Below are 26,069 nucleotides of genomic sequence, written 5' to 3'. Positions count from 1 at the left end.
GGAGTCGGGGTGGCAGGCAAACAAAGAAACCAGTGTACTCACAGATGGCCAAATTTTCCAGATGCGGCGCGGTAGCGGGACGGCAGGCACGCTGACCCATCTGCGGCAGCATTCACGCAACGCCGCCAATCCACGCTATCATGCGCGTCATTCTCCACTGACATCGTGACCACATCATGACTTTGCGCATACTCGCCACTGGCGGCACTTTCGACAAACACTACAACGAATTGAACGGTACCCTGGGCTTTTCCGACAGTCATTTGCCGGCAGCGATTGCCCGCGCGCGCATGACGGCGCCCGTGGCGCTGGAGCAATTGCCCCTGCTCGATTCGCTCGACATGCAGGATGCGGACCGCCAGCGCGTGCTGGCCTCGTGCCGCGCGGCACAGGAAAAAGCCATCGTCATCATCCACGGCACCGACACCATGCGCGAAACGGCGCAGGTGCTGGGCGCGGCGAACCTGCAGCAAACGGTCATTTTGACGGGCGCCATGATTCCCTACGAAATCGACAACTCCGACGCCCTGTTCAACCTGGGCTTTGCCTGCGGCGTGGCGCAAACCTTGCCAACCGGCGTGTACGTGGCCATGAATGGCCAGATCTTCGCCTGGGACAATGTGCAAAAGAACCGCGCCGCCGGCGTGTTCCAGCCCTTGTAAGCCGATGGCCGGACAGGGGGTAAAAGCAGACCGGCCCACGGCCTGACTGGCCCTCTGTCACAATTCGACCAGCCCGTTTTCAACGGGCTTTTTTTATGTTTTTTTGCCTTTCACAAATTCTGCGAAACCACAGAATTCGTCGAATTATTGCAGGTAAAACATCAAATTGCCAATATAATAATTTTGTGTTGTAAAAAAACACCATTGATCATTTTTAAAAACACCGATATTATTAAATATAAAACTGCAATTTAACAATTAAATTAAATATTCTTCTGTATCCATAATTTATTGCCAAATCCGACACGGTTGATATGCATTTTTTCTTGCTGAGACGACATAATGTTCGCCTCGACAAGTCAAAAGTGCATTTATAACAATATTGCGCTAAGTAGTCTTCCACCTCCCACCGACGTGGTTCCGCCTACCGTACACGAGCACCGCTGGCCATCTACCCGATGGCCAGAGCGGTGCTCGTGTACTGCTTGTCGTTATTAAAACTACTACGGAGTAATTGTTACAATGGCATTTAAAGAAAAAATTGGCGTGCGCAGCGTACGCCTGGCCCTGACCGTTCTGGCAGGTAGCGTCTTGTTCTCTGGCCAATCCATGGCGGACGAAGCAATTCAAAAAGTTGAAATTACCGGTTCGAGTATCAAGCGTATCGCTGTCGAAGGCGCCTTGCCTGTGCAGCGCCTGACGCAAGAAGCGATCGCCAAATCGGGCGCCACTTCGGTAGCCGACCTGATCCAGGCCCTGCCAGCCATGCAAGGCTTCACCATCGGCGCAGTCGCAGCAGGTTCCGACTCGGGTGGCAATACCAGTGCTTCGCTGCACGGTATCGGCGAGTCCTACACCCTGGTACTGCTGAATGGCCGCCGCATCGCGCCACAAGGCTCCGGCACCACGGTCAACCTGAACGCCATTCCGATGAGCGCCGTTGAGCGCGTCGAAATCCTGACCGACGGCGCTTCGGCCCTGTACGGCTCGGACGCCATCGCCGGCGTACTGAACTTCATCCTGAAGAAAAACCAGCAAGGCGCCACCCTGGAAGCCACCTACGGCGGTCCGGAAGACAAGGGCGGCAACGCCTGGAACACCAGCGTCACCTATGGTTTCGGCGACCTGGACGAAGACCGTTTCAACGTGCTGGTATCGTACCGCCACGATGAGCAGTCGAAACTGATCGCGACCGATCGCGATTTCGCCAATACCTCTTTCCTGAAATTCAAACGCGGCGGCAACAACTACATCTGGGACCGCACCAGCACCTCGGCATCGCCAGCAGGCGCCACCGTAGCCTACAAAACGAAAAACAGCGCATCGACTTCCTTCACGCCTTACTTGCGTCAAAACCAAAATTGCCCTGACGATTCCTACGTCACGACCGGCAATTCACGCGCTTGCGGCTTCGACACGGGTTCCACCGTGGAAATCGTGCCACAATCGAAACGCGACAGCCTGTTTTCCAAAGCAACGTACAAGCTCAATGACAGCCTGAACGCGTTCGCCGAACTGGCCTATTCGCGCTACGACCTGACGGCGCGTATCGCCGCCAACCCGATCCCCATCTCGATCGCGCAAACGGTAAAGAACCCTAAAACCAACCTTGACGAGCTGGTGTTCAACAATCCAGCTGCCTACGCGAAATACGTGCAACCTTACCTGACGCCAGCGCAACAGGGCGATCTCAAATCGGTCACGGCCAACTACCGCAGCACCGACTTCGGTTTGCGCGCAAGCCAGACCGTTACCCAAACCAAACACATGGTGGTTGGCGTGGAAGGCGAACTGGGCGCGTGGAACTTCGAAAGCGGCCTGACCTGGTCGCAAAACTCGATCGACGAGCGTTACACGGGCGGCTACGCGACAAATCAGGGCTTCAATGCGATCCTGGCCAATCCGGATTTCGATGCGTTCGCGTTGGGCCAAAAGCCATCCGTGCAAGCGCAAGTCGCCGGCGCGCAGTTCGTCGGCTCCGTGCGTACCGCATCGACCACGATGCGCGGCGTCGACACGCACGGTTCGCGTGAACTGTTCTCCTTGCCAGGCGGCAAGGCCAGCCTGGGTATCGGCGGCGACTACCGCACCTACCGCTATGAGCAGTCGCCAGGCGCCACCGGTGACGATATCTACAGCTTCAACACGAAAGCTGCCTACGACATGAGCCGCGACACCTACGGCGCGTTCGTCGAGTTGCTGGCTCCTCTGACCAAGTCGTTCGAAATGACCGTCGGTGGCCGTTACGATGCTGTCAAGGCGATCGATGACAAGCTGAACAGCAAAACTGTCGGTAAAAAAGACAGCGCCAATACCTACAAGGTATCGGCACGCTGGCAGCCGGTACAAACCGTGCTGATCCGCGGCTCCTACGGCACGGGCTTCAAGGCGCCAAGCATGCTGGACATCGCTCAGCCACTGGTCAATGCCGGCTTTACCGCCAAGAAATTTACCTGCCCATACCCAGGTACCGAGTTCTGCCGCGGCGAACCAATTCAATACAACGCCGTATCGGAAGGCAATCCAGAACTGCAGTCGGAAAAATCGAAACAGTTCACCCTGGGCTTCCGTGTTGAGCCTAGCTCGGCCTTCTCGTTCGGCGCCGACCTGTGGGATGTGAAACTGCGCAATGCCGTCTCGGAAATCACCGAAGATCAGGCATTTGGCGATCCGGTCAAGTATGCGACAAGCTTCGATTACTACAAGGAGCCATCGACCGGCAATACCTACTACGCGTTCAAGAAACTGTCGGTCAACGTCGGCAAGAAGGAATACCGTGGTATCGACTGGGATCTGTCGGCCAACCACAAGTTTTCCTTCGGTAAGCTGACCGCCCAATTGAGCGGTACGCACATGTTGCACGCGAACTACACCAAGGCAGGCAGCAACAACGTGTTCACCAGCAACATGAACTTCTTCGGCGACACCAACGAAGTCACGTTCCGCAACCTGATGAAGCTGACGACGACCCTGGATACGGGCCGCCTGAGCAACACGGTAACGGTCAACTACCGTAACGGCTACACCGATGCGGCAGCAAGCGTGTACAACGAGGACACCAAAACCAAAATAGACGACTTCCGCCTGCAAGTACCGTCGTACACGACGTTCGACTGGCAAGCACGTTTCGCCTTTGACAAGCAAACCACGATCCGCGCAGGCATCAAAAACCTGTTCGACCGTGCACCGCCGCTGTCGCTGCGCGCTTCGTCGGGCCACCAGGTTGGTTTCGACCCACGCTACGCCGATCCAATGATGCGTTCGTTCTACATCACCGGCAACTACAAGTTCTAATTTGACGTTGTGAATTAGCTTGTCCGAAAGCGCCTTGCACTTCACCGTGCAAGGCGCTTTTTTTATCTTTTCGCAATCCACAGGTGAAAAAAAAGGAGCCGCAGCTCCTTTTTCGTACCGGCATGACTGCGCTTATGCCGTCGCTTCGCCGCCCAGGGCTTCGACCACGTCGGCCATCAGCTTGCTCAACTCGCCCGTCATCAGCATCACGTCGCCGTCGAAACGCTCTTCGTCGTTCTTCGTGCTCGATTCCGTTTCCTTGATCACGTCCAGCGGCTTGACGCTCTTGATGGCCAGCGATTCCGTCAGCACGAACGAAATCTTGTCGTTCCACGTCATGGCCAGGCGCGTGCACTGCTTGCCGGCCGCGATGTGGCGGCGCACGTCGTCCGCTTCCAGGGTGTGGCGCACGTAGCGCACGGTGGCCTTGCTCTCGCCCGTGGCGCGCAATTCCGTATCCATGTCGACCGTGAAGCCGGCCGGCGCATCGTCCGCCTGCAGCCATTCCGTCATCACCGCCACGGGCGAGCGCTGCACGCGCAGGCTTTCCAGCGGCAATTTATCCACGGCCTTGAGCAGCAGCTTGATGACTTCATCGGCCTTTGCCGGGCTGGCGGCATCGACCACCAGCCAGCCATTGACGGGGTCGATCCACGTCCAGACATTGCTGCGGATGCTGAAGGCGCGCGGCAACAGCTCGTCGGCCACGCGTTCCTTCAATTCCTTCATGGCTTTCTTGCCTGGTGCAAAGCCTTGCGCTTCTTCCATCTCGGCAGCGCGGGCCTTGGCCACCTGGTTGATGACGGTGGCTGGCAACAGTTTCTTTTCCGTGCCCAGCAAGATCAGCATCTGTTTGTTGACCACGTGGACCAGGCCGCCGTTCGGGCGTGGCGTATCCCAGCCCTGGCGCATCAGATCCATGCTGGTCGCCGGCGTAAATTTGTTCGAGGACAAGGCCTCTTCCAGTTGTTCTGGCGTATAGGCCCATGGTGCGGGCAGGCGGTAAATCTGAAGATTCTTGAACCACATAGTTTTTGTCTTCCGTTTGTTTCAGTAGTGCCAGGGGAACGCCATTCTACACTTTCGACACGGGAATGCCGTCAAAAGCGCGGACTGGCGCGGTGTTGTTGATGCGTGGGGAATGCCGCTACAGGGCGGGAAACAGTTCCGCCTGGGCCGGCGCCTGCCGCATCACGATGGCCGGATCGGACAAGGTCGAGATGCGCACGCCCAGCAGGCGGATTTTCTTTTCAAATGGCACGCGCCGCAAGCAATCGCGGCTGGCCCGCAGGATGGCGGCGGCGTCCGCCGTGGCGCTGGGCAAGGTGATGTCGCGCGTGACGGTGCTGAAATCCTCGAAACGCAGCTTGATGCCCACCGTGCGCCCCGCCAGCGACTGTTTACCCAGGTCGCCCGCCACCCGCGTGCACAGGCTTTCCAGCTTTTCCGACAGCGTGGCGCGGTCGCGCACCACCTGCAAGTCGCGCTCGAACGTCGTTTCGCGGCTGACGGACTTGGTTTCCCGGCTCGTCTGCACGGGCCGCTCGTCGATGCCCAGCGCCGCCTGGTGCAGCCAGCCCGTGTACAGGTCGCCAAACTGCGTGCGCAGCATGGCCAGGTCGGCTTGCGCCAGCTCGCCGATGGTGACTATGCCCAGGGCTTCCAGCTTGGCCGTCGCCTTCGGGCCGATACCGTTGATCTTTTTCGCCGGCAAGGGCCACACGCGCGTGGCGATATCCTCGGGCGACAAAATGGTGAGTCCGTCGGGTTTTTCCAGGTCGGAACAGATTTTCGCCAGCAATTTGTTAGGCGCCAGGCCAATCGAGCACGACAGGCCCGTCGCCTCGAACACGGCCGCCTTCAGGCGCGCCGCCATGGCCGGCGCCTGCGCGCCGTGTTCCGTCAGGTCGACATAGATTTCATCGATGCCCACGTTCTGGATGATGGGGCACAACTGGGCCACGGCTTGCTTGAAGCGGGCCGAATACTCGCGGTAGGCCTCGAAATCGGCCGGCAGCAGGATGCTGTCGGGCGCCAGCCTGGCCGCCTTCATGATGCCCATGGCGGAAAACACGCCAAACGCGCGCGCCGCGTAGGTCGACGTGGTGACGACGCCGCGCCCCACATAATCGCGCATGCGCGCAAACTGCCGCGTGCCGTCAATCTGCAGCACGGGCTGCTGCAAGCGCCCGCCGCCGATGACGACGGCTTCGCCGCGCAATTCCGGATATTTCAACAGTTCCACGGAGGCGAAGAAGGCGTCCATGTCCAGGTGGGCGATCCAGCGGCGCGCGGCGGGTGCTTCGGCAAGTGTGGGGGCAGATGGAATCAAAAAACACCTCGCGGCGGATCGGCTTGCCTTCATTGCGGCAAGATACTGTGCATGCATACAGTATTACCGGAAATGACCGCGGATGCAAGTTGAAACGCACGGGACCCGATGGCGACGATCAGCGGTTGCTTTTCTCAATAGCAAGATTACAATCCTGACACAACTATTCAAAGGAGTTGCCTTGTCCACAGCACATCATGCTTCGCGCCGCCGGTCCGTCTGGTCATCCATCCTGCCGGCCCTGCTACTGTCCACGCTGGCGCCATCCGCGCTGGCCGCCGACGCCACCACCACCATCGCCACGGCCGTCGCCCCCGTCGCCGCCAAGACAGCCTGGCAGGAAACGCGCCACGGCACGGTCGTCACGGACGACTATCGCTGGCTGCAAAAGAAAGCCGATCCTGCCGTGATCGACTACCTGAATGCGGAAAACGCCTACACGGCCGCCGTCACGGCGCCGATCCAGCCGCTGGCCGACAAGGTAACGGCGGAAGTCAAGGGACGCATGCAGGAAGTGGACTTGTCCGTGCCTGCGCGCCAGGGCAATTTCTACTATTACACGCGCATGGAAGCGGGCAAGCAATATCCGATTCACTGCCGCCGCCCCGTCGGCGCCAGTGGCGCCTATGATGCGCAGGCGGCAGAGGAAGTCTTGCTGGATCAGAATCAATTGGCCGAAGGCCACAAATTCTTTGCCGTGCGCGCCTTCAGCATCAGCCCGAATGAACAGTTGCTGGCCTACACCACCGACACGACGGGTTTCCGCCAGTACGAGCTGCATGTCAAGGATTTGAAAACGGGCAAGTTGCTGGGCGACAGCATGCCGCGCGTGACATCGCTGGCCTGGGCGGCGGATAACGCCACCCTGATGCTGGCACAGGAAGACGCCACCACCAAGCGCTCGGACCGCTTGTTCCGCCTGGCCCTGGGCAGTGCGCCGCAACAGGTCTACCACGAGCCGGTGGAGCAGTTCGCCATCAACGTGGGCCGCACGCGCGACAAGCAATTCTTCGTGCTCACCTCGGGCAGCACGGACACGAGCGAAGTGCTGCTGCTGCCAACGAGCAAGCCGCAAGGCACGTTCCAATCCGTGCTGAAACGTGAAAAAGGCCACCGCTACGGCATCGAGCACCGCGACGGCCAGCTGTATATTCTGACCAACAAGGGGGCAAAGAATTTCCGTGTCGTCAGCGCGCCATTCTCGGCGCCGCAGCCGAAGCACTGGAAGCCGGTCGTGCCGCACAACAAGGATGCCGTGATCCAGTCCATCGACGTCTTCCAGGGCTACCTGGTGGTGATGGAAAAAGCACGCGCCCTGAACCGCGCCCGCATCTTTGATTTTGCGCAAAAGAACTGGAAGGCGGTGCAGTTCGACGACCCCGTCTACCTGGCCACGGCGGCCGGCACGCCGGAATTTTCCGCCACGCAATTTCGCATGTCCTACCAGTCGCCCGTCACGCCACCCACCGTCATCGACGTCAGCATGCAGGACGGCAAGCGCACGGTGCTGAAACAGCAGGAAATCGTCGGCGGCTTCGACAGCAGCCGCTACACCACGCAGCGCTTGTGGGTGAAGGCGCGCGATGGCGTGCAAGTGCCGCTGTGGGTCGTCTACAAGAAAGGCGTCAAGCTCGACGGTTCAGCGCCGCTGCTGCTGTACTCGTACGGCTCCTACGGCATTTCCACGGAAGCCACTTTTTCCATCAGCCGCATCAGCCTGCTGGAACGGGGCGTCATCTATGCGCAAGCGCATATCCGCGGCGGCACCGACATGGGCGAAGCCTGGCATGAAGACGGCATGCTGATGAAGAAGAAAAACACCTTCAATGACTTCATCGACAGCGCCGACTACCTGGTGCGCGAAAAATGGACCAGCCCGAACCGCCTCATCATCCAGGGCGGCAGCGCGGGCGGCTTGCTGATGGGCGCCGTCGTCAACATGCGCCCCGACCTGTTCCACGCCGTGCACGCGGCCGTGCCGTTTGTCGACGTGATGAACACCATGATGGACGCCAGCTTGCCCCTGACCACGGGCGAGTACCTGGAATGGGGCGACCCGAACCAGAAGGCCGCGTACGACTACATGCTCAGCTACTCGCCGTATGACAACATTGCGCGCAAGAACTATCCCGCCATGCTGGTGACGACGGGCCTGAACGACAGCCAGGTCATGTACTGGGAACCGGCAAAATATGTGGCCAAACTGCGCGCCTATAAAACGGACAGCAATCCCCTGCTGCTGAAAACGAATATGGGTGCCGGCCACGGCGGCGCGTCGGGCCGCTATAACGCCATCGCCGAGAATGCGTTCAATATGGCGTGGATGCTGTCGCAATGGGGCATTACAGAGTAAAGTGAAAAAAGCGCTTGCACAAGGATTTTACCCGTCCTATAATAGCGCCTCTTCCAGACGTGGTGACAAACGTCGGGATGGTTTTCTGAGACAAGCAACGGGTGCTTAGCTCAGTTGGTAGAGCGGCGCCCTTACAAGGCGTAGGTCGGGAGTTCGAGCCTCTCAGCACCCACCAAATCAGAAAACTGTCCAGTGCTTCATGGATCAGCAATACAGATCATACGAGCTTGGAGTGGTAGTTCAGTTGGTTAGAATACCGGCCTGTCACGTCGGGGGTCGCGGGTTCGAGTCCCGTCCGCTCCGCCAATAAAAGAAAAGCCCTTTGGTTCCTGGAACCGAAGGGCTTTTCCCATTTCAGAAGCCAAAAACACGTCCATCCCCCCTCGCCTGAACATTTTTGCGCTTTTCAGCAAAAAAACTGCCATTCCCCCTCAAGAATAGTTGCACAAGCACGATAGCGCCCCCTATAATAGTGCCTCTTCCAGACGTGGTGACAAACGTCGGGATAGTTTTCTGGGTATGCGGGTGCTTAGCTCAGTTGGTAGAGCGGCGCCCTTACAAGGCGTAGGTCGGGAGTTCGAGCCTCTCAGCACCCACCACCAAACAGAAAATTATCCAGTGCTTCATGGATCAGCAACACAGATCATACGAGCTTGGAGTGGTAGTTCAGTTGGTTAGAATACCGGCCTGTCACGTCGGGGGTCGCGGGTTCGAGTCCCGTCCGCTCCGCCAATAAAAGAAAAGCCCTTTGGTTCCTGGAACCGAAGGGCTTTTCCCATTGTGGGAGCGCAAATGCACTAGAATCAGCGCTCTTGCCGACTCCGCCGCTCCTGCCTGATGCGCCTGCCCCGCAGCTTTTCCCCCTACCTCGCCCTGCGCTTGCGCCTGGCCCATCATGCTTTGCTGCAATTTGCCGCCAGCCTGGCCAGTTCCATGGAAATTCTCGTGTTCCTGGCCGGTCCCGTCCTGCTGGGCCTGCTCAGCGTCATCGCCCTGCCGGGATTTCTCGCCATGAACCTGCCCTGGCCAGCGGCCCTGAGCTTGCTGGCGGCGCAAATGCTGCTGACATGCCTGCCCGCCTGGCTGCTGCGCAAGCGATTGTTGCCTGCCGCCACCGCCGCGTGGCTGCGCCAGCTGCCCTTGCCGCGCCACCTGCGCTGGCAAGCCGACATCGCCGTCGCCGGCCTGCTGATGCTGCCGCTGGGCCTCGCCTATGCCGTCTCGGCCACCATCTGGCTGCTGCAGTCGCCGCCCTGGCTGCGCCCCATTGCCGCGCCCGGCATGGCCGCCACCCTCGCCGTCTGGCTGCTGGCGTGGCTGCTGACGGCGCGCATCGTGGCGCAACGCCTGCGCGCGCCGCGGCCCGCACACAGGGCGCGTGCGCCCACGATGACGGCGTATGTGCCGCAACGGCCCCGCTGGCGCACGATGTTTCTGTGGCGCCAGCTGTTCTGGCTGCCGTTCTGGCGCAATGAAAACGTGATCGGCCTGCAGCAAAGCGTGCTGCTGGCCACTGCTGGCGCCAGCATGCTGGCCTGGCTGCTGCGCGCGCCGCTCGTGCCCGCGCCGCTGCTCGGTTTGTTGGCCAGCGCCAGCCTGGTCATCGTGACGGACCGGGGCGACAAGGCCGTGCGCGAACAGATCGCCGTGCTGCGCCCCGCATTGAACGCCTGGCCCCTGGCCAGCACGACCTTGACGCGCCTGGCCTGCGCCGCCAGCCTGCTCCCCGCCTTTGCCGTGCTGCTGGGCGCTGGCATCTTGCTGTATTGCATAGATCCCGCCGCCCTGCAGCGGCGCGTGACCGGCATCTACGCCCTCACCGCCAGCGCGGCCCTGCTGGCCATCGTCGGCCTGCCCCGCCTCACGCCGCGCGGGCGCGTCGCCCTCGTCGTTTTCTCCATCCTTGCCTTGAGCGCCATCGGAAGCGAATTATGGAATTGAACCTGCCCACTCCCGTGCTGCACCTCGAGCACCTCGATTTTCACTTCCCCACGCACAGCGTCTTCCAGGGCTACAACCAGCAATTCGGCCCCGGCGTCACCTGGCTGCGCGGCGCGAACGGCGCCGGCAAGACAACCCTGCTGAAACTGGCGGGCGGCGCCCTGCTGCCCGCGCGCGGCGCCATCCGCCTCGATGACATCGACAGCGTCGCCATGCCGCTGGCCTACCGTGCCCAGACCTTCTATTGCGGCGGCGACACGCCCGCCCTGCCCTGGCTGCAAGTGCACGAGTTTCTCGACCTGCACCTGGCCCTGTACCCAGGCAGCGACCAGTCGCTGCTGAACGCGGAACTGCACGCCTTTGCCATGACATCAACCTTGCAGCAAAGCATCACCGCCCTCTCGCTGGGCCAGCATAAAAAACTGCAACTGGCCCTGGCCCTGGCCTTGCCCGTGCGCCTGCTGCTGATCGACGAACCGTTCAACGGCCTCGACGCGGCCGCCATGGCGTACCTGCGCGCGCGCCTGGCCGAGCCGTCCCGCCTGGCGCGCCAATGCATCGTGCTGACCAGCCATTTGGCGCCGGACGTGCCGCTGGCGGCGACACTGGAAATATAGACAGGAAATACAGCTTTGCAGATCGACCAAGGACAGCTTACGATGCCGTGTTGCAAAAACCGGCGATCCCGGTGCAGCCATTACCCATAACACGGCGCGCTTATTCACCGCGCCTGGCTTATTCTTGGAGATTACTATGTTGAACACCCACCGCCGCGCCCTGGCGATTTTGTGCGCCGCCTTCGCCACCTCGGCCATCGCCGCCGGCCCCACGGGCACGGCCGCCGACTATGGCAGCAGCGCCCCGCACGCCGCTGCCCAGCGCACCATCGAGCTGCAGGCCGACGCCCGCCACATCAACGTCACGCACGGCGAAACCGTCACCATCGCGCGCGCCGGCCAGCGTTTTACGTGGCACGTGCACACTTTCAACAACAGGACCGTCTTCGCCCTGGCCGACATCGCGCCGAAGGACATGCCCGTCGACGGGATTCAAGTGTATGTGGCCGGCAACCCGCTGTACGCGGGCAGCTAAGTTTCTTCTATGCATAAAAAAAACCGGACCCCCCTTGCGGCAGTTCCGGCTTTTTCTTGATACGGCTCAATAGTTACGCCGTCAGTGCTTCCTTGGCGGCAGACTCTTCGACCACTTCCTCGTCGTCCGAGCGGATCAGGTGGTCAAAGGCGGACAGGGCTGCCTTGGCGCCTTCGCCGGTGGCGATGATGATCTGCTTGTACGGCACCGTGGTGACGTCGCCGGCCGCAAACACGCCGGGGATCGAGGTCTGGCCGCGGGCGTCCACTTCGATTTCGCCGTGGCGCGACAACGCTACCGTGCCTTTCAGCCATTCCGTGTTCGGCACCAGGCCGATTTGCACGAAGACGCCTTCCAGCTCGACCTTCTTCGATTCGCCGCTGACCCGGTCCGTGTAGCTCAGGCCATTGACGATCTTGCCGTCGCCGTGGATCTCGGTGGTTTGCGCCGAGGTGATCACGGTCACGTTAGGCAAGCTGTGCAGCTTGCGTTGCAGCACCGCATCGGCGCGCAATTCCGCGCCGAACTCGATCAGGGTCACGTGTTTCACGAGGCCGGCCAAGTCGATCGCCGCTTCCACGCCCGAGTTGCCGCCGCCGATCACGGCCACGCGCTTGCCCTTGAACAGCGGGCCATCGCAGTGCGGGCAGTAGGCGACACCGTGGTTACGGTATTCCTTCTCGCCCGGCACGTTGATTTCGCGCCAGCGGGCGCCGGTGGCCAGGATGACGGTCTTGGCTTTCAGGATCGCGCCATTCGCCGTTTCGATCTGCACCAATTTGCCCGGCGTCAATTTCGCGGCGCGCTGGGTGTTCATGATGTCGACTTCGTATTCCTTGACGTGCTGTTCCAGCGCCATGGCGAACTTCGGACCATCCGTTTCCTTGACGGAAATAAAATTCTCGATGGCAAGGGTGTCGAGCACCTGGCCGCCGAAACGCTCGGCCAGCACGCCCGTCTTGATGCCTTTGCGGGCCGCGTAGATGGCCGCTGCCGCGCCGGCAGGGCCGCCGCCGACGATCAGCACGTCGAAGACATCTTTCTTGTTCAGTGCCTCCGCCTGGCGCGCGCCGGCGTTGGTGTCGAGCTTGGCGAGGATTTCCTCGACATTCGTGCGGCCCTGGCCGAAGTGTTCACCGTTCAGGAACATCATCGGCACGGCCATGATCTGGCGCGCTTCCACTTCTTGCGGGAACACGCCGCCATCGATGGTGGTGACCTTGATGCGCGGGTTGATCACGGCCATGGCATTCAATGCCTGCACCACTTCCGGGCAGTTATGGCAGGAGAGCGAAATAAACGTTTCAAACTCGTAATCGCCGTCAAGGTTGCGGATCTGCTCGATCACGGCATCGTCGAACTTGATGGTGTGGCCGCCCACTTGCAGCAGCGCCAGCACCAGCGAGGTAAATTCATGGCCCAGCGGCACGCCGGCGAAACGCACGCCGATATCGGTGCCTGGGCGGTTGATGCTGAACGACGGGGTCCGTACGCCAGCGTCAGTGCGCTCGACCAGCGTGATCTTGTCGCTCAACAGGACTATTTCCTGGAGCAATTCTTTCATCTCGCGGGCTTTTGCGCTGTCATCGAGAGAAGCGACCAACTCAAGCGGATACACCACTTTTTCCAGGTAGGATTTCAGTTGGGTTTTGAGGGTGGCGTCTAACATGATGTTTTCCTTTTCTACAAATATTTAGGCGAATGCCGGGCCGGACACCCGGTCCGGCATCGCGGTAACTACTTGTTTGCTGCTAGATGTTGCAAGGTTTCAAGACTTAGATCTTGCCAACCAGGTCCAGCGATGGGGTCAGGGTCGCTGCGCCTTCCGTCCATTTGGCTGGGCACACTTCGCCTGGGTGGTTCGCCACGTACTGAGCGGCTTTGACTTTGCGCAACAGTTCCGCTGCGTCACGGCCGATGCCGTTGTCATGCACTTCCAGCACTTTGATGAAGCCGTCAGGATTGATGACGAAGGTACCGCGCAGTGCCAGGCCTTCTTCTTCGATCATGACTTCGAAGTTGCGCGACAGGGCGCCGGTTGGGTCGCCGATCAGTGCGTATTGCACTTTCTTGATCGCGTCCGAGGTGTCGTGCCAGGCTTTGTGCGCGAAGTGGGTATCGGTCGAGATACCGTAGACATCGACGCCCAGTTTCTGGAATTCAGCGTGGTGATCGGCCAGATCTTCCAGTTCGGTTGGGCAAACGAAGGTGAAGTCGGCTGGGTAGAAGACGAATACCGACCACTTGCCTTTCAGCGACGCTTCCGTCAGGTCGACGAATTTGCCATTGTGGTAAGCGGTTGCCTTGAATGGTTTAACTTGGGTATTGATCAGCGACATAGTCATTTCCTCTCGTGTGGTGAATCAGTAAGACTCTAGTGTAAGGGGTTTTAACCCATATGCAAAATTGATTGTCACAATAGTTTCAATTAGTTTTAGCTATCATGACGCCATGGGAACTCCATGATAGGCAGTTCCCACGGGATTGGATAGCGGTGACAGTGGATACCCCTGCCGCCGCCAGGTGTTCAGTTCTTAGTTTTTCAGCTCTTCCGGTACCTTGCCGCCGTTTTCCGCCAGCTTGATCATCACCTGGCGGTGCAGCCAGATATTCATGCTGGCCGAATCGTTGGTGTCGCCCGTGAAATGCAGCTCTTGTGCCAGTTCCTTGCGCGCAGCCAGGCTGCTGTCCAGTTGAAGCAGTTTCATCAGGTCAACGATGGACGTGCGCCAATTGAGTTTTTCCGCGTTCTTGCTGGCCAGGTCGACCAGCACCACTTCCACGTCCACCACCGGCACGGCAGCCGCTGGTGCAGCGGCCGGTGCGGCGGCAGCTGGCGCGTCGGTAGCGGCGGCTGGCGTGGCTGCCGGGGCAGCGTCGGACGAATGGTGGAAGATCTTGTTGTAGATATTGCTGAAAATGCCCATGAGGTCACCTCGAGTTGAGTGAATGGAAGAAATACTGCCTGCGCTCCCGGTGTAGGTACCGGTGACAGCAAAGCCGGGCGCAGGCGCCAGCCCGTCGAGTATAAGCCCGTTCAAGCCGGGAGCCCTGTCCCGCAGGCGTGCATGCCATCTGGTGGCAGGCGATGCCTGTTTCAAGGGTGCAAGGGCCGCTGCGCGCGCAGCAGCGCATCGAACGCTTCGATGGCCAGCGGCGGCGCAAACAGCTCGCCTTGCGCAAAATCGCAGCCGATCTCCAGCAGCCGCGCGCGCTGCTCATCGGTCTCCACCCCTTCGGCAATCACCCGCAAGCCCAGCTTGTGGGCCATGGTGACGATGGCTTCGCACAGCACCAGCTCGCTGGCGCCGGGCGCCAGCTTGCGCACCAGCACGCCGTCGAGCTTCAGGTAATCGATACCGCATTGCTGCAATTGCGTCAGCGAAGCATGGCCGCTGCCGAAGTCGTCCAGGGCGATCTGCAAGCCCGCTTCACGCAAGTGCTGCAAGCGTGGCGCCATGCTGGTGCCGCCAGGTAAAAGCACATCTTCACGCATGTCGAGCACGATGGCCGAGGCCGGCACACCGAGCGCCGCCAGCTGGCGCAGCCAGGTGCCGGGCGCCTCGACTTCGCGCTGCAATTCCAGCGACGACTGGTTCAGGCACAGTTGCAGCCCCGGCAAGCCGATGGCATGACCTTGCGCACGCCAATGCAGCAGTTGCGCCGCCGCCGTGCACAGCACCCAGTCGCCGATCTCCACGATCAGGCCGCTGCTTTCGGCCAGCGCGAGGAAATCCGGCGGACACACGAGGCCCCGCTGCGGATGGTGCCAGCGCAGCAAGGCTTCCGCCTTCTCGATGCGTCCGCCATGCAGCGCGACGATGGGCTGGTAATACAGCTGCATCTGCTGTTCGCGCAGGGCCGTGCGCAAGTCCGCCCCCAGGCGCATGCGGTTGACGGCCGCCACCTGCATGGCGGGCGTAAAGTAGCTGTAGCGATTGCGCCCCGCCCCTTTCGACACGTACATGGCCTGGTCCGCGTGCTTGAGCAATTCCTCGATGGTGCCCGCGTCGTCCGGATACAGGGTGATGCCGATCGAGGCCGAAACGAACGCCTGCTCCTGCCCCAGCAGGAATGGCGCCAGCAAGCCGTCGAGTATCTGCCGCGCGATGCGGTCGACTTGCTGCAGATCATCGAGGTCGGACAGGATCACCGTGAATTCATCGCCGCCCAGGCGCGCCACCGTGTCCGTCTCGCGCACGCCCACGCGGATGCGCCGCGCCGCCTCGATCAGCAGGATATCGCCCTGGTGGTGGCCGAGGGTGTCGTTGACTTCCTTGAAATGGTCGAGGTCAATGAACAGGATGGCCACGCGGCTCGCATCGCGCCGCCCCTGAGCCAGCGCCTGGCGCAGGCGTTCGTGGAACATGCGCCGGTTCGGCAATTGCGTCAGGGTATCGAAGTTGGCTTGCTGCCAGATCAGCGCTTCCGTTTGCCGCTTGTCCGTCACGTCTTCCAGCATGCACAGGTGGTGCGGGCCGCCATGGCGCGCCGTGGCGATGGCCGTCACCGAGGCGTCGACCCACACCACGCCGCCATCGGGCCGGACGATCCGCTTGGCGTGGCGAAAGCCCTGCAGGCTACGCGCCAGCAACTGCGCCACCTGCTCCTGCTCGCCGGGCACATCGTCGGGATGGCTGATCTCCATCCAGCTCGTTTGCTTCATGTGTTCCAGGCTGCGCCCGCTGATGGCCAGGTAGCGCGGATTGATGTCGAGAAACTGTCCGCTCACGGTATCGATCAGGGCGATGCCCATGGGCGCTTCCTCGAACATGGTGCGAAAGCGCAATTCCCCCTGGCGGATGGTTTCCTCCGTGCGGCGGCGCTCGCGGGCCAGGTTGTTGAAGTGAAAGGCCGCCGACACGGCCAGCAAGCTGCCCGCCAGGCCCAGCGACAGGTATAGCCAGCCCAGGTCGGCGCCCGGCACGGGGCGATACAGGAAACCCTTGTAGGCGCGGCTGTCCGTGGCATTGCGCGGCAGCACGCCCATGCTGGCATACGTGTCGGCGATGTGCTGCCAGCGCTGGGGATTCATGTAGCCAAGCTCCACCAGCACGGGCTGCAGCAGCAATTCCATCTGCTGCGCCTCGTACAGCAGGTGCGCGCGGTCGTGGCGCTGGCTGTATTTGACGTGGATCAGTTGCGCCATTTCCTCGCGGTGCGCCATCGCGTATTGCCAGCCGCGCAAGCTGGCCGCGCGGAACGCTTTCACGCGCTCGGGATGGCGGCGCAGTTCGTGCTCGCTGGTAAACAGGTTGTCGCCGTAGAAATCGATGCCGGCCGTGCGCGGCGTGAACTGGTAATAGGGAAAGCCCGCCCGGTCCAGGTAGTCCGGTTCGTTGGTGGAATACGCGGCGATGGCGTCGACCTTGCCATCGATCAAATCCTCGATGCGGTAGCTGGGCGGCAAGTGGCGCATCTGCTGCTGCGCGACGCCCATTTTCGCCAGGAACAGCGACACTTCATCGGCGGCAAGGGCCACGTCGCCGGCCGCGCCGATCATCACGGGCGCCCCCACCAGCTTGCGCACGTCGGGCGCGCCGCCCTGCTGGCGCATCAGCAGCACGCTGGGCGAATGCTGGAACACGACGGCCAGCACCACCAGGGGCTTGCCGGCCAGTCGGCTGAGCAACAAGGTGCTGTTGCCCACGCCATAGTCGGCCTGGCCCGCCAGCACGGCCGCCTCGGCCAGCGGCCCGCCGCCGCCTTCGACCAGCCTGACTTCCAGCCCCGCCTCGCGGTAATAGCCTTGCTCGATGGCCGCGTAATAACCGGCAAACTGGAACTGGTGCGTGAAATTGAGCTGCAGGGTAACGGGTTCCAGCGCCCGGGCTGGTGTGGCCAGGCACAGCAGCAGGAAGACAAAGCCACGCCAGGCGCGCGCCAGCCTGCCGGCGAGCGGCAAGACAAGGCGGAAAGCGTCGCGGGCTTTCATCGGCATGGCGGAACACCACAGGAAGCTGCCGAGCTGGCAGGGGTAAGGCTATTGTAGCCGCCCCTTTTGCCAATGGATAACTATTTCAGTGAGGACAATAGCGTTGATGTTTTTGGCAAACAATGTCGCCATTGTTTGCGCTAGAACACGACGCCGGCCACCAAAATGATGTTGGCATACGGACTGCACTCGCCCGTGCGCACGATGGCGCGCGCGCCCTTGCTCAATTGCTTGAACTCCTCGTGCGTCACCTGGCGCGCATCGGGCAGGGACAAGGCCGCCACCTGCGCCGCCATGGCCGGATTATGCTGCGGCAACTCGCTGGCGAGCAAATGGTATTCCACCTGCATTTCAGTCAATACCGTGTTGACGGTATCGATGAAGCCGGGGATGCCGCGCGTCAGGGCCAGGTCGATCAGGGGCACGCCCGGCTGCGACGGCAAGCCCGCGTCGCCGATGACGAGCATGTCGCCATGGCCGAGCGAAGCGATCAGTTGCGACAGTGCGATATTGAGCAGCGGTGATTTTTTCATGGGCGTGGTGTCGTTAGAACAGCTCGTGCAAGTGGGGAATCGAGGTTTGCGCGCCGGGCTTGGTGACGCTCCAGGCGGCCGCGCGCTGGCCTTGCTGGATCGCTTCCGCCTCGTCCATGCCGGACGCCAGGCCCGCCACAAAACCGCCGATGAAGGTGTCGCCGGCGGCCGTCGTGTCGACGGCTTGCACCACTTCGGCGGGGAAGGTGAAGTCGCCGCCGTACAGGGCCGCGTGCACGCCCTTGGAACCGAGGGTGATGATGACGTTGTCGCTGCCCAGCTTTTGCAGTGCGGCGGCCAGCGCCTTGGCATCCGCGCCATCCGGGCTGACGCCGGCCAGCATGGCCGCTTCGATTTCATTCGGTATCAGGTAGTCGACCAGTTCCAGCACGCCGTCCGGCAGGCTGGCCGCCGGGGCCGGGTTCAGCACCACGGTCTTGCCCAGCGAACGGGCCAGCTTGATCGCATGCACGACGGTGGCCATCGGCGTTTCCAGCTGCAGCACGACGATATCGGCCTGTTCGATCAAGCCTTGCGCCGCATCAATGTGTGCAGGGCTCAACAGATCGTTGGCGCCGCCGGCGATGACGATGCTGTTCTGGCCATTGTCGTCGACGAGAATCGAGGCGATGCCGGACGCCACGCCCGGCAAGGTGGTGATGTGGCTGTCGATGATGCCGTCGCCGACCAGCGCCGCGCGCAACGTCGCACCGAACGCGTCGTCGCCCACGCAGCCGACCATGGCCACTTGCTGGGCGCCCGCCACTTTGCCGCTCAGGCGCGCGCAGGCCACGGCCTGGTTGGCGCCCTTGCCGCCAGGAATGGTGCGAAAGGCGCCGCCCGTCAGGGTTTCGCCGGGGAGGGGCATGCGCGGCACGCGCAAGACCAGGTCCATATTGATGCTGCCGATAACCACGATCATGATGTCATTCCCATCAGTTCAGTTGCAGGTGAAGAAGTAGGTGCGGAAGAAGGTAAACTGACGGCCGCGCTGGAGCCGCGCACGTGCAATTCCGGGGCGATGCTGCGCTGCTGGCGCGGCAAGGCGGGGTCGGCGATGCGCGCCAGCAGGCAGGCGGCCGTGATGCGGCCCAGTTCGCGCGTATTTTGCGCCACGCTGGTCAGGGCCGGATGCACGAAGCTGGCCAGGTCGATATCGTCGAAGCCGACGACGGCCAGTTCGCACGGCACGGCGATGCCGCGCTCGGCGGCGGCGCGCAAGGCGCCGAAGGCCATCAGGTCATTGCAGCAGAACAAGGCATCGGGGCGCTGGTCTGGCGGCAGCGCCAGCAAGTCCAGCGCGGCCGCATAGCCGCCCGCGCTCGTAAAATCGCTGTGGCGGCACAGGGCGTCGGCCAGGACCACGCCGGCGTCCGCCATGGCGCTGCGCACGCCGGCGATGCGGTCGTTGGAAATGCTCACTTCGCGGGGACCGGCGATGCAGGCGAGGCGCCGGCGTCCCAGGCCCAGCAAATGGCGCGCGGCCAGCACGCCGCCGGCGCGGTTGTCGACGGCCACGGCATCGATGGACAGGTCGCTGGGCGCGCGGTCGAGCAGCACGGCCGGCACCTTCATCTTGCGCAGCAATTCGCCGTCGCTGTCGGCCAGCGCGGACAGGATCAGGCCGTCGCAGCGCTTGGTCAGCAGCACGTTCAGGTAGTCGCGCTGCTTGACGGGGTCGTCATCGGAATTGCACAAAATGACGCTGTAGCCGGCCGCGTAGCAGCTGTCCTCGATGCCGCGCGCCACTTCCGAAAAATACGGGTTCGTATTGTTGGGAATGATCAGGCCGATGGTGCCCGTGCTGCGGCTGCGCAGGGAACGCGCCAGCGCGCTGGGCACGTAATGCAATTGCTCCGCCGCCGCCAGCACGGCGCGGCGCGCCTCGTCGCTGACGGGGCGGGTATTGTTGAGGACGTGCGACACGGTGGTAAACGACACCCCCGCCGCCTGCGCCACTTGCTTGATGGTTGCCATGGGCGATGTGGCGCTTAGGCGCGTTCGCCGCGGCGGCGGTAGGTGTCGAGCACCACGGCGGCGACGATCACCAGGCCCGTGACGATGCGTTTCACGGGTTCCGACACGCCCACTTGCGCCAGGCCCGCTTCCAGCACGGAAATGATCAACACGCCGATAAAGGTGCTGATGACGGAACCGCGGCCGCCCATCAGGCTCGTGCCGCCGATCACCACGGCAGCGATCACTTGCAATTCCATGCCCACGCCGCCGTTCGGGTCGGCCGCTTCCAGGCGCGACACCTGGAACAGCGCGCCCACGCCGGCCAGAAAGCCCATCAGGGCGAACACCAGCACCTTCGACGGTTTTGTATTGATGCCGGACAAACGTACGGCTTCCTCATTCGTGCCGATGCCGATCCAGTGGCGGCCCAGCACCGTGCGCGTGAGCACCAGGTGGCCGATGACGACGATGGCGATCGAGGCGATGAAGGCGGGCGACAGGCCGAACGCGATCGGCGAGCTGATGCCGTCAACGGCGCTGCCGATGTATTCCGTGCGCGAGTTCGTCACTTGATACGCCATGCCGCGCGCCATTTCCAGCACGCCCAGCGAGACGATGAACGAGGGAATGCGCCAGCCGACGGAAATGAGGCCCGTGGTGGCGCCGCACAGGGCGGCGACGAACATGCCCAGCAGGGCCGCGCTCCACACGGGCCAGCCCCAGTGCACGACGGCCAGCGACAGCACGGACGCGGCCAACGCCATCACGGAACCGACGGACAAATCGATGCCGCCGATGATCAGCACAAACGTCATGCCGACGGCCATCACCACCAGGGTGGGGATGTTGTTCGACAGGGTGCTCAGGGTGGCGAGCGTGAAGAAGTTTTCGCTGGCAAACGAGAACAGTACGCACATGGCGACCAGGGCGCCGATCAGGCCCGCATAGTTTTTCAGGTCGGCCAGGCTGCGCTGCAGATACGAAGGAGAGGAGTTGGTGGTCATGGGAATCTTTCCGGCGGATCAGGCCGCAGCTGGAGTGGAAGTGGGGGTCAAATAGCCGGAGAAGGCGGCCGACAGCAGCGCGTCCTGGCTCCAGGCGCCGCGCTCGAAGGTGTCGACGATGCTGCCGGCGCTCATGACGGCGATGCGGTCGCAGATCAGCATCAGTTCGCGCAAGTCGCTCGACACGATGACGAGGCCCTTGCCCTGGCGCGCCTGTTCGGCCAGCACCTGATAAATATCAAACTTGGCGCCGATATCGATGCCGCGCGTGGGCTCGTCGAACAGCATGACGGGGCAGTCGCGGTACAGCCAGCGGGCGATCACCACCTTTTGCTGGTTACCGCCGGACAATTCCGCCACCGTTTGCGCGCTGTTGCGCGAGCGAATGCCCAGGCGCTGGATATAGTCGTCGGCCACCGTCGCTTCGGCCGCGTCGTTGAGCCAGCCAGCGCCGCTGACGGTGTCAAGCGAGGCCAGGGTCGTGTTGACGGCGATCGACTGGCGCAGCAGCAAGCCTTGGCCCTTGCGGTCTTCCGTGATCATGGCGATGCCCGCTTGCACGGCGGCCTGCGGCGAGTGCAAGGCGGCGGGCGTTGCGCTGTCGCCGAGGAACACGTCACCCGCGTCGGCGCGGTCGGCGCCAAAGATCAGGCGCAGCAATTCCGTGCGGCCCGAGCCGATCAAGCCGGCGATGCCGAGGATTTCGCCGGCACGCAAGTCGAACGAGGTCGGGTTGACGACCTTGCCGCGCGCCAGGCCCCGCACGCGCAGCAGCGGTGCGCCGATGGCGCGGCCGCTCAGGTCGACGGCGTCGTCGGCCGAGCGGCCCACCATCAGGCTGACCAGGTCGGCGGCGGAGTGGCCCGCGATATCGTCGTCGCACACGAGCTGGCCGTCGCGCAGCACGGCGATGCGGTCGGCCACGCGCTTGAGTTCTTCCAGGCGGTGGGAAATATAGATGATGCACACGCCGTCGGCTTTCAGGCGTTCGATTTGCAGGAACAGCAATTCCACTTCGCGGTGCGTCAACATGGCCGTCGGTTCATCGAGCACCAGCAGGCGGCAAGCGCCAATTAAATTGCGCGCGATCTCGATCATTTGCTGGTGGCCGATGCCCAGTTCGCCGACCAAGGTCCACGGGTCGAGGCCGCCCAATCCCACTTTTTCCATCTGTTCGCGCGCGTCGCGCTCAAGACGGTTGCGGTCGATGAAGCCGAAACGCTGCGGCAAATTCTTCAGGTACAGATTTTCCGCGATCGACAGGGTGGGAATCAGGTTGAGTTCCTGCATCACCATGCGGATGCCCAGCGCCTCGGCGGCGCCGCGCGAGGCGGGCTGGTATGGCTTGCCGTCGAGCAACATCGTGCCCGTGGTGGCTTGCTCCAGGCCGCAGATGATTTTCGACAAGGTGCTCTTGCCCGCGCCGTTTTCGCCCGTCAGCGCCAGCACCTGGCCAGGGGCGAAGCGCAGGCCCACGCCACCGAGGACGGGGCCGACATAGGACTTGCCGATGTTATCGAGCGTTAACAAGGGGATGGCGGCTGGCGCCGGTGGAATGTCGGTGGGCATGATAAAACTCCGCGGTAGTGGCGGCGGGGCCGGCGGCGCCTGCTCGGTGAGCAAGCGGGCGCCGGCCCCGGCGGGATCAAACGATCAGGACTTGGCGCCCTTGGCGACCAGTTCGACCTTGGTTTCGATGACGCCACCAAGCTCGGCCTGTTTCTTCTTCTGCGCCAGGGCTTTCAGCACGGTCTCGATGCCGAACACGGCTTGTTGCGAACCGAACTGGTCGGCGGTAGCCAGCACGCGGCCATCGGCCAGCATCGGCTTGATGGCGTTGATGTTGTCGTAGCCGACGACGAGCACTTTGCCCGTCTTGCCGGCCGCCTTGATGGCGGAAATGGCGCCGATGGCCATGTTGTCGTTACCGCACAGCAAAGCCTTGATATTCGGATTGGCGTTCAGCATGGCGGCCGCCACCGTGTTGGCGGGGGCGATTTCCCACTGGCCCGACTGCACGCTGACGACTTTCGCACCGGCTGCCGTCATGGCATCCTGGAAACCCAGGGTGCGCTGCTGCGCATTGTAGGTGGTGGACACGCCTTCGATGATGCCGACGGGGTCGCCCTTCTTGATTTGCTGCGCCAGGTAGTCGCCGACCACCTTGGCGCCCTTGCGGTTGTCCGGGCCGACGAACGGCACGGTGATGCCCTTCTCTTTCAGGGCGCCCGCGTCGAGCTTGTTGTCGATATTGACGACGATGATGCCCGCGTCGATGGCTTTCTTCAGCACTGGCACCAGCGCTTTCGAGTCGGCCGGCGCGATCACCAGCGCGTTGACGCGCGAGACGATCATTTGCTCGACCAGCTTGATCTGGCTCGACGTATCCGTTTCATCCTTGATGCCGTTCGACAGCAGGTCGTACTTGGCGGCATTCGCCTTCTGATGCGCCTTGGCGCCATTTTCCATGGTCAGGAAAAATTCATTGGCGAGCGACTTCATCACCAGCGCCACCTTTGGTTTGGCAGGTGTCTGCGCCATCGCCGGCACGGCGGGCAAGGCACATACCAGGACAGCGGCGGCAATCATTTTCAGGCGAATACGGGATGTCATGAGCGTCTCCAGAGTTGTTGGTCAAGCACGTGTACTGCATGCTTTTTAGGAAATTCGTTGCGCGCAAACGTTTGCGCGAAGCGAATAGTGCCTCAATGCCCCATATCAGTGCAAGCAAAACTGTATGTGCGGTGCAGCAAAAAGGGAGCGCCCAGAGGGAAACAGGCAGGCTGATGCCATCAGCCTGCCGGAGGGAAATACGCGGAAGTCAGGACTTTGTTGCGGGACGGGCGCTGGCCCACTGCACGGCCAGCACGCTGGCCAGCACCAGCAGCAAGCCCAGCATCGACCAGCCCGTCATGGCCTGGCCCAGCAAGGCCCAGCCCAGCACGACGGCCATCAGGGGGCTGAGCAAGCCCAGCGAGGACACGGCCACGGGCGACAGGCGGGCGATGCCGCGGAACCACAAGGCATACGCCAGCAGGGCGCCGGCCAGGCACAGGTAGGCGTAGGCCAGGACTTGCTGCCAGGACAGTGCCGGCAAGGGCGCGTCGGCCAGCCAGGCGACGGGCGCCAGCATCAGGCCGCCGAGCAGCAATTGCCAGCCCGTCAGCGCCAGCACGGGCAAGTCCGGCTTCCAGCGCCGCGTCAGATAGGTGCCGGCCGCCATGCAGGCCGTGCCGCCCAGCGCGGCGGCGATGCCGATGGGTTCCCACACCGTGCGCGGCGACAACAGCAAGACGCCCATGCCGGCCACGCCCAGCACGCTGGCGCCCAGGGCCAGGCGGGCCGGGCGGCGTCCTTCCACGCCCCAGGCGAGCCCCATCACCAGCAGCGGCTGGATGGCCCCCACCACGGCCGCCAGGCCGCCCGGCAAGCGGTAGGCGGCGACGAACAGCAGCGCCTGGAACACGCCGATATTCAGCGCGGACAGGATCAGCACGCGGACCCAGTCGCGCCGCGCGGGCAGGCGCCGCATGATCAGCAGCAACAGCAAGCCGGCCGGCAACACGCGGATCAGGGCCGCCGTGAAGGGCCGGTGCGGCGGCAGCAGTTCGGACGTGACGATATACGTGGAACCCCAGATCAGGGGCGCCAGCGCCGTGAGCAGAATATCGCCCCAGGCGGGGCGGGCAAAGGAAGAGGCCATGAAACTATCTCGACATTAAGATAAAAGACCAGTGTGGGCGCGAACTATCTTGATGTCAAGATAAATACCTGCCTCCCCTGTCTGGCCGGCGGCGTAAAAAAACCCGGCATGGCCGGGCTTCTGGAATGCTGCAAGGCGGCAAGCTGCGCCGCCTGGACAGCTGCCTAATCGCGCATGCGGCGCAGGGTCGTCACCCGCATGCCGCCCATGCTGATCTGCGCCGTGCTGCCATCGTCGCTGACGATAATGTCCATGGCCGTTTCGCCCGCGCCTTCCGGTGCGATCGTCACGGTATTGCCGTTGGTGGTGAAGGTGGCCCTGGTCGAAGTCCCGTTATTGATCACGCTGTCGCGTGTAAATTCCAGGACATTGCCCATCGCCGCCTGCCATTTTCCCACGGCCGGGTGGCCGCCAAAGCTGAACACGCTTTTCAGCTTGTCCAGCATGCCCGCGCCCTGCCCTGCCCGCGCTTTGCCCATCACGCCGGTCATGGCCGCCTGGCTCATCTGCGCTTGGTCGATGACTTGCCACTGCTTGTCGACCAGCGCCAGCGGCAGCCGCACTTCCAGGTCGCCGTCCGGCAAGCGTTGCAGGATCAATGCGCGGTCCGGCGACTTGGCGAACCACGCCGCCTCATCGGTCAACGCCAGGGTGGCCTTGGCCATCGCCACTTGCTGTTCGCCCAGGTCGCGCACCTGATCGTAGCCGCTGACCTTGGCCACTTTCACGCCCTTGGCCACGCACAGCTTGTCGCCGCGCAAGGCCGCCTTGCCCGGTGCGGCCAGCGCGTAGACGAATTGCGATTGCGCAACCCAGCCGCCGCTGCTTTGTTCGACGGGTGCGCTGTACAGTCCGCTACGCACGAGGATATCCAGCCATTGCCGGGTAGGACTGTCGTACGACGCCACGCGGATCTCTTCCTTCTGGTACGGCAAGTTGGCAAGGCACAGCAACTTGTCGCGCACCGCCTCGTCGGCCGCCAGGTGGGCATCGATGGCACGGCTGAAACTGCTGGACGAGGCCGCCTCTGGCGCCAGCAGCCACGCCAGCGCGCCACCGGCCACGACGACCACCGCCAGCACGCCGCCGGCAAGGAGGAGGTGGCGCCGCTGCACGCCGGCCGGCTTGACGGGCGCGACGGGCGACGGCGCAGGTGCGGGCGACGGCGCGGCGTTCACGGCCTTGCCGCATTCATCGCAAAAACGCGCGCCGGGAACATGGGCGGTGCCGCATTGGGTGCAGAAGTGAGCCATGGCGTGCC

At 62.6% G+C, this 26,069-nt stretch carries 20 protein-coding genes and 4 tRNA genes; 10 read left to right on the top strand and 14 right to left on the bottom strand.

Annotated features, from left to right (window positions below; translation table 11 throughout):
• The first annotated feature begins 176 nt into the window (after nt 1–176).
• Complete coding sequence (locus O3299_RS24735) at nt 177–662, top strand: asparaginase domain-containing protein (RefSeq protein ID WP_305063402.1); 486 nt, start codon at nt 177–179, stop codon at nt 660–662.
• 609 nt (nt 663–1,271) lie between these two features.
• Nucleotides 1,272–3,956 carry a TonB-dependent receptor gene (locus tag O3299_RS24730; RefSeq protein ID WP_305063401.1) on the top strand — a complete coding sequence of 895 codons (2,685 nt, stop codon included), beginning with the start codon at nt 1,272–1,274 and terminating at the stop codon, nt 3,954–3,956.
• Nucleotides 3,957–4,088: 132 nt separating this feature from the next.
• Here O3299_RS24730 and O3299_RS24725 read toward each other — a convergent pair whose 3' ends face one another.
• On the bottom strand, nt 4,089–4,985 hold the full coding sequence (locus O3299_RS24725) for a recombination-associated protein RdgC (RefSeq protein ID WP_034754435.1): 897 nt from the start codon (nt 4,983–4,985) through the stop codon (nt 4,089–4,091).
• 118 nt (nt 4,986–5,103) lie between these two features.
• Nucleotides 5,104–6,288, bottom strand: coding sequence for a DNA polymerase IV (gene dinB / locus O3299_RS24720; protein WP_305063400.1), 1,185 nt, complete (start codon nt 6,286–6,288; stop codon nt 5,104–5,106).
• A gap of 181 nt (nt 6,289–6,469) precedes the next feature.
• Here dinB and O3299_RS24715 point away from each other — a divergent pair, with 181 nt between their 5' ends.
• The 8 genes from O3299_RS24715 to O3299_RS24680 all read left to right on the top strand — a co-directional run bounded on the left by O3299_RS24715 (nt 6,470) and on the right by O3299_RS24680 (nt 11,674).
• Nucleotides 6,470–8,641, top strand: a complete 2,172-nt coding sequence (locus O3299_RS24715; protein ID WP_305063399.1) for a S9 family peptidase — start codon at nt 6,470–6,472, stop codon at nt 8,639–8,641.
• A 99-nt stretch (nt 8,642–8,740) separates the two neighbouring features.
• Nucleotides 8,741–8,816 (top strand) — tRNA-Val (locus O3299_RS24710).
• A 54-nt stretch (nt 8,817–8,870) separates the two neighbouring features.
• Nucleotides 8,871–8,947: transfer RNA gene (locus O3299_RS24705), tRNA-Asp, on the top strand.
• 217 nt (nt 8,948–9,164) lie between these two features.
• Nucleotides 9,165–9,240, top strand: a tRNA-Val gene (locus O3299_RS24700).
• Between the two features lie 56 nt (nt 9,241–9,296).
• Nucleotides 9,297–9,373 (top strand) — tRNA-Asp (locus tag O3299_RS24695).
• 105 nt (nt 9,374–9,478) lie between these two features.
• On the top strand, nt 9,479–10,582 hold the full coding sequence (locus O3299_RS24690) for a hypothetical protein (RefSeq protein WP_305063398.1): 1,104 nt from the start codon (nt 9,479–9,481) through the stop codon (nt 10,580–10,582).
• Nucleotides 10,573–11,199, top strand: coding sequence for an ATP-binding cassette domain-containing protein (locus tag O3299_RS24685; protein ID WP_305063397.1), 627 nt, complete (start codon nt 10,573–10,575; stop codon nt 11,197–11,199). The genes O3299_RS24690 and O3299_RS24685 overlap by 10 nt, the downstream gene beginning before the upstream one ends.
• A gap of 136 nt (nt 11,200–11,335) precedes the next feature.
• Nucleotides 11,336–11,674 carry a CzcE family metal-binding protein gene (locus tag O3299_RS24680; RefSeq protein ID WP_305063396.1) on the top strand — a complete coding sequence of 113 codons (339 nt, stop codon included), beginning with the start codon at nt 11,336–11,338 and terminating at the stop codon, nt 11,672–11,674.
• 73 nt (nt 11,675–11,747) lie between these two features.
• Here O3299_RS24680 and ahpF read toward each other — a convergent pair whose 3' ends face one another.
• The 12 genes from ahpF to O3299_RS24620 all read right to left on the bottom strand — a co-directional run bounded on the left by ahpF (nt 11,748) and on the right by O3299_RS24620 (nt 26,061).
• Nucleotides 11,748–13,343: an alkyl hydroperoxide reductase subunit F gene (gene ahpF, locus O3299_RS24675; RefSeq protein ID WP_099666110.1), complete on the bottom strand. Its 1,596-nt coding sequence runs from the start codon at nt 13,341–13,343 to the stop codon at nt 11,748–11,750.
• Nucleotides 13,344–13,449: 106 nt separating this feature from the next.
• Complete coding sequence (gene ahpC, locus O3299_RS24670; RefSeq protein ID WP_077398190.1) at nt 13,450–14,013, bottom strand: alkyl hydroperoxide reductase subunit C; 564 nt, start codon at nt 14,011–14,013, stop codon at nt 13,450–13,452.
• 195 nt (nt 14,014–14,208) lie between these two features.
• Nucleotides 14,209–14,601, bottom strand: a complete 393-nt coding sequence (locus O3299_RS24665) for a DUF3597 domain-containing protein (protein ID WP_305063395.1) — start codon at nt 14,599–14,601, stop codon at nt 14,209–14,211.
• Between the two features lie 170 nt (nt 14,602–14,771).
• A complete protein-coding gene (locus O3299_RS24660; protein WP_305063394.1) occupies nt 14,772–17,615 on the bottom strand; it encodes an EAL domain-containing protein in 2,844 nt (947 codons plus the stop codon).
• 134 nt (nt 17,616–17,749) lie between these two features.
• Nucleotides 17,750–18,142 (bottom strand): D-ribose pyranase, encoded by a 393-nt coding sequence (gene rbsD / locus O3299_RS24655; RefSeq protein WP_099666108.1) that lies wholly within the window; start codon nt 18,140–18,142, stop codon nt 17,750–17,752.
• A 13-nt stretch (nt 18,143–18,155) separates the two neighbouring features.
• Nucleotides 18,156–19,064, bottom strand: a complete 909-nt coding sequence (rbsK, locus tag O3299_RS24650) for a ribokinase (protein WP_251351564.1) — start codon at nt 19,062–19,064, stop codon at nt 18,156–18,158.
• Complete coding sequence (locus O3299_RS24645; RefSeq protein ID WP_305054688.1) at nt 19,061–20,119, bottom strand: LacI family DNA-binding transcriptional regulator; 1,059 nt, start codon at nt 20,117–20,119, stop codon at nt 19,061–19,063. The genes rbsK and O3299_RS24645 overlap by 4 nt, the downstream gene beginning before the upstream one ends.
• A 14-nt stretch (nt 20,120–20,133) precedes the next feature.
• On the bottom strand, nt 20,134–21,105 hold the full coding sequence (locus O3299_RS24640; RefSeq protein WP_099666105.1) for an ABC transporter permease: 972 nt from the start codon (nt 21,103–21,105) through the stop codon (nt 20,134–20,136).
• Nucleotides 21,106–21,123: 18 nt separating this feature from the next.
• A complete protein-coding gene (locus O3299_RS24635) occupies nt 21,124–22,674 on the bottom strand; it encodes a sugar ABC transporter ATP-binding protein (protein WP_305063393.1) in 1,551 nt (516 codons plus the stop codon).
• Between the two features lie 84 nt (nt 22,675–22,758).
• Nucleotides 22,759–23,718 carry a sugar ABC transporter substrate-binding protein gene (locus O3299_RS24630; protein WP_369811642.1) on the bottom strand — a complete coding sequence of 320 codons (960 nt, stop codon included), beginning with the start codon at nt 23,716–23,718 and terminating at the stop codon, nt 22,759–22,761.
• A gap of 208 nt (nt 23,719–23,926) precedes the next feature.
• On the bottom strand, nt 23,927–24,808 hold the full coding sequence (locus O3299_RS24625; RefSeq protein WP_305063392.1) for an EamA family transporter: 882 nt from the start codon (nt 24,806–24,808) through the stop codon (nt 23,927–23,929).
• Between the two features lie 164 nt (nt 24,809–24,972).
• Nucleotides 24,973–26,061: a zinc ribbon domain-containing protein gene (locus O3299_RS24620; RefSeq protein WP_305063391.1), complete on the bottom strand. Its 1,089-nt coding sequence runs from the start codon at nt 26,059–26,061 to the stop codon at nt 24,973–24,975.
• Between the last annotated feature and the right edge of the window lie 8 nt (nt 26,062–26,069).

The sequence above is a fragment of the Janthinobacterium sp. SUN176 genome (assembly GCF_030587335.1).
GTDB lineage: Bacteria > Pseudomonadota > Gammaproteobacteria > Burkholderiales > Burkholderiaceae_D > Janthinobacterium > Janthinobacterium kumbetense.
Note: the sequence above shows the minus strand (reverse complement) of the source record. Positions and strands in the feature narration are given on the sequence as shown.

What these genes read in the sequence shown, in the direction of transcription:
- O3299_RS24735 (WP_305063402.1), top strand. Translation starts at nt 177, where the DNA reads ATGACTTTGCGCATACTCGCCACTGGCGGCACTTTCGACAAACACTAC.
- O3299_RS24730 (WP_305063401.1), top strand. Translation starts at nt 1,272, where the DNA reads ATGGCGGACGAAGCAATTCAAAAAGTTGAAATTACCGGTTCGAGTATC.
- O3299_RS24725 (WP_034754435.1), bottom strand. Translation starts at nt 4,985, where the DNA reads ATGTGGTTCAAGAATCTTCAGATTTACCGCCTGCCCGCACCATGGGCC.
- O3299_RS24690 (WP_305063398.1), top strand. Translation starts at nt 9,479, where the DNA reads ATGCGCCTGCCCCGCAGCTTTTCCCCCTACCTCGCCCTGCGCTTGCGC.
- O3299_RS24685 (WP_305063397.1), top strand. Translation starts at nt 10,573, where the DNA reads ATGGAATTGAACCTGCCCACTCCCGTGCTGCACCTCGAGCACCTCGAT.
- O3299_RS24680 (WP_305063396.1), top strand. Translation starts at nt 11,336, where the DNA reads ATGTTGAACACCCACCGCCGCGCCCTGGCGATTTTGTGCGCCGCCTTC.
- ahpF (WP_099666110.1), bottom strand. Translation starts at nt 13,343, where the DNA reads ATGTTAGACGCCACCCTCAAAACCCAACTGAAATCCTACCTGGAAAAA.
- ahpC (WP_077398190.1), bottom strand. Translation starts at nt 14,013, where the DNA reads ATGTCGCTGATCAATACCCAAGTTAAACCATTCAAGGCAACCGCTTAC.
- O3299_RS24665 (WP_305063395.1), bottom strand. Translation starts at nt 14,601, where the DNA reads ATGGGCATTTTCAGCAATATCTACAACAAGATCTTCCACCATTCGTCC.
- O3299_RS24660 (WP_305063394.1), bottom strand. Translation starts at nt 17,615, where the DNA reads ATGCCGATGAAAGCCCGCGACGCTTTCCGCCTTGTCTTGCCGCTCGCC.
- rbsD (WP_099666108.1), bottom strand. Translation starts at nt 18,142, where the DNA reads ATGAAAAAATCACCGCTGCTCAATATCGCACTGTCGCAACTGATCGCT.
- rbsK (WP_251351564.1), bottom strand. Translation starts at nt 19,064, where the DNA reads ATGATCGTGGTTATCGGCAGCATCAATATGGACCTGGTCTTGCGCGTG.
- O3299_RS24645 (WP_305054688.1), bottom strand. Translation starts at nt 20,119, where the DNA reads ATGGCAACCATCAAGCAAGTGGCGCAGGCGGCGGGGGTGTCGTTTACC.
- O3299_RS24640 (WP_099666105.1), bottom strand. Translation starts at nt 21,105, where the DNA reads ATGACCACCAACTCCTCTCCTTCGTATCTGCAGCGCAGCCTGGCCGAC.
- O3299_RS24635 (WP_305063393.1), bottom strand. Translation starts at nt 22,674, where the DNA reads ATGCCCACCGACATTCCACCGGCGCCAGCCGCCATCCCCTTGTTAACG.
- O3299_RS24630 (WP_369811642.1), bottom strand. Translation starts at nt 23,718, where the DNA reads ATGACATCCCGTATTCGCCTGAAAATGATTGCCGCCGCTGTCCTGGTA.
- O3299_RS24625 (WP_305063392.1), bottom strand. Translation starts at nt 24,808, where the DNA reads ATGGCCTCTTCCTTTGCCCGCCCCGCCTGGGGCGATATTCTGCTCACG.
- O3299_RS24620 (WP_305063391.1), bottom strand. Translation starts at nt 26,061, where the DNA reads ATGGCTCACTTCTGCACCCAATGCGGCACCGCCCATGTTCCCGGCGCG.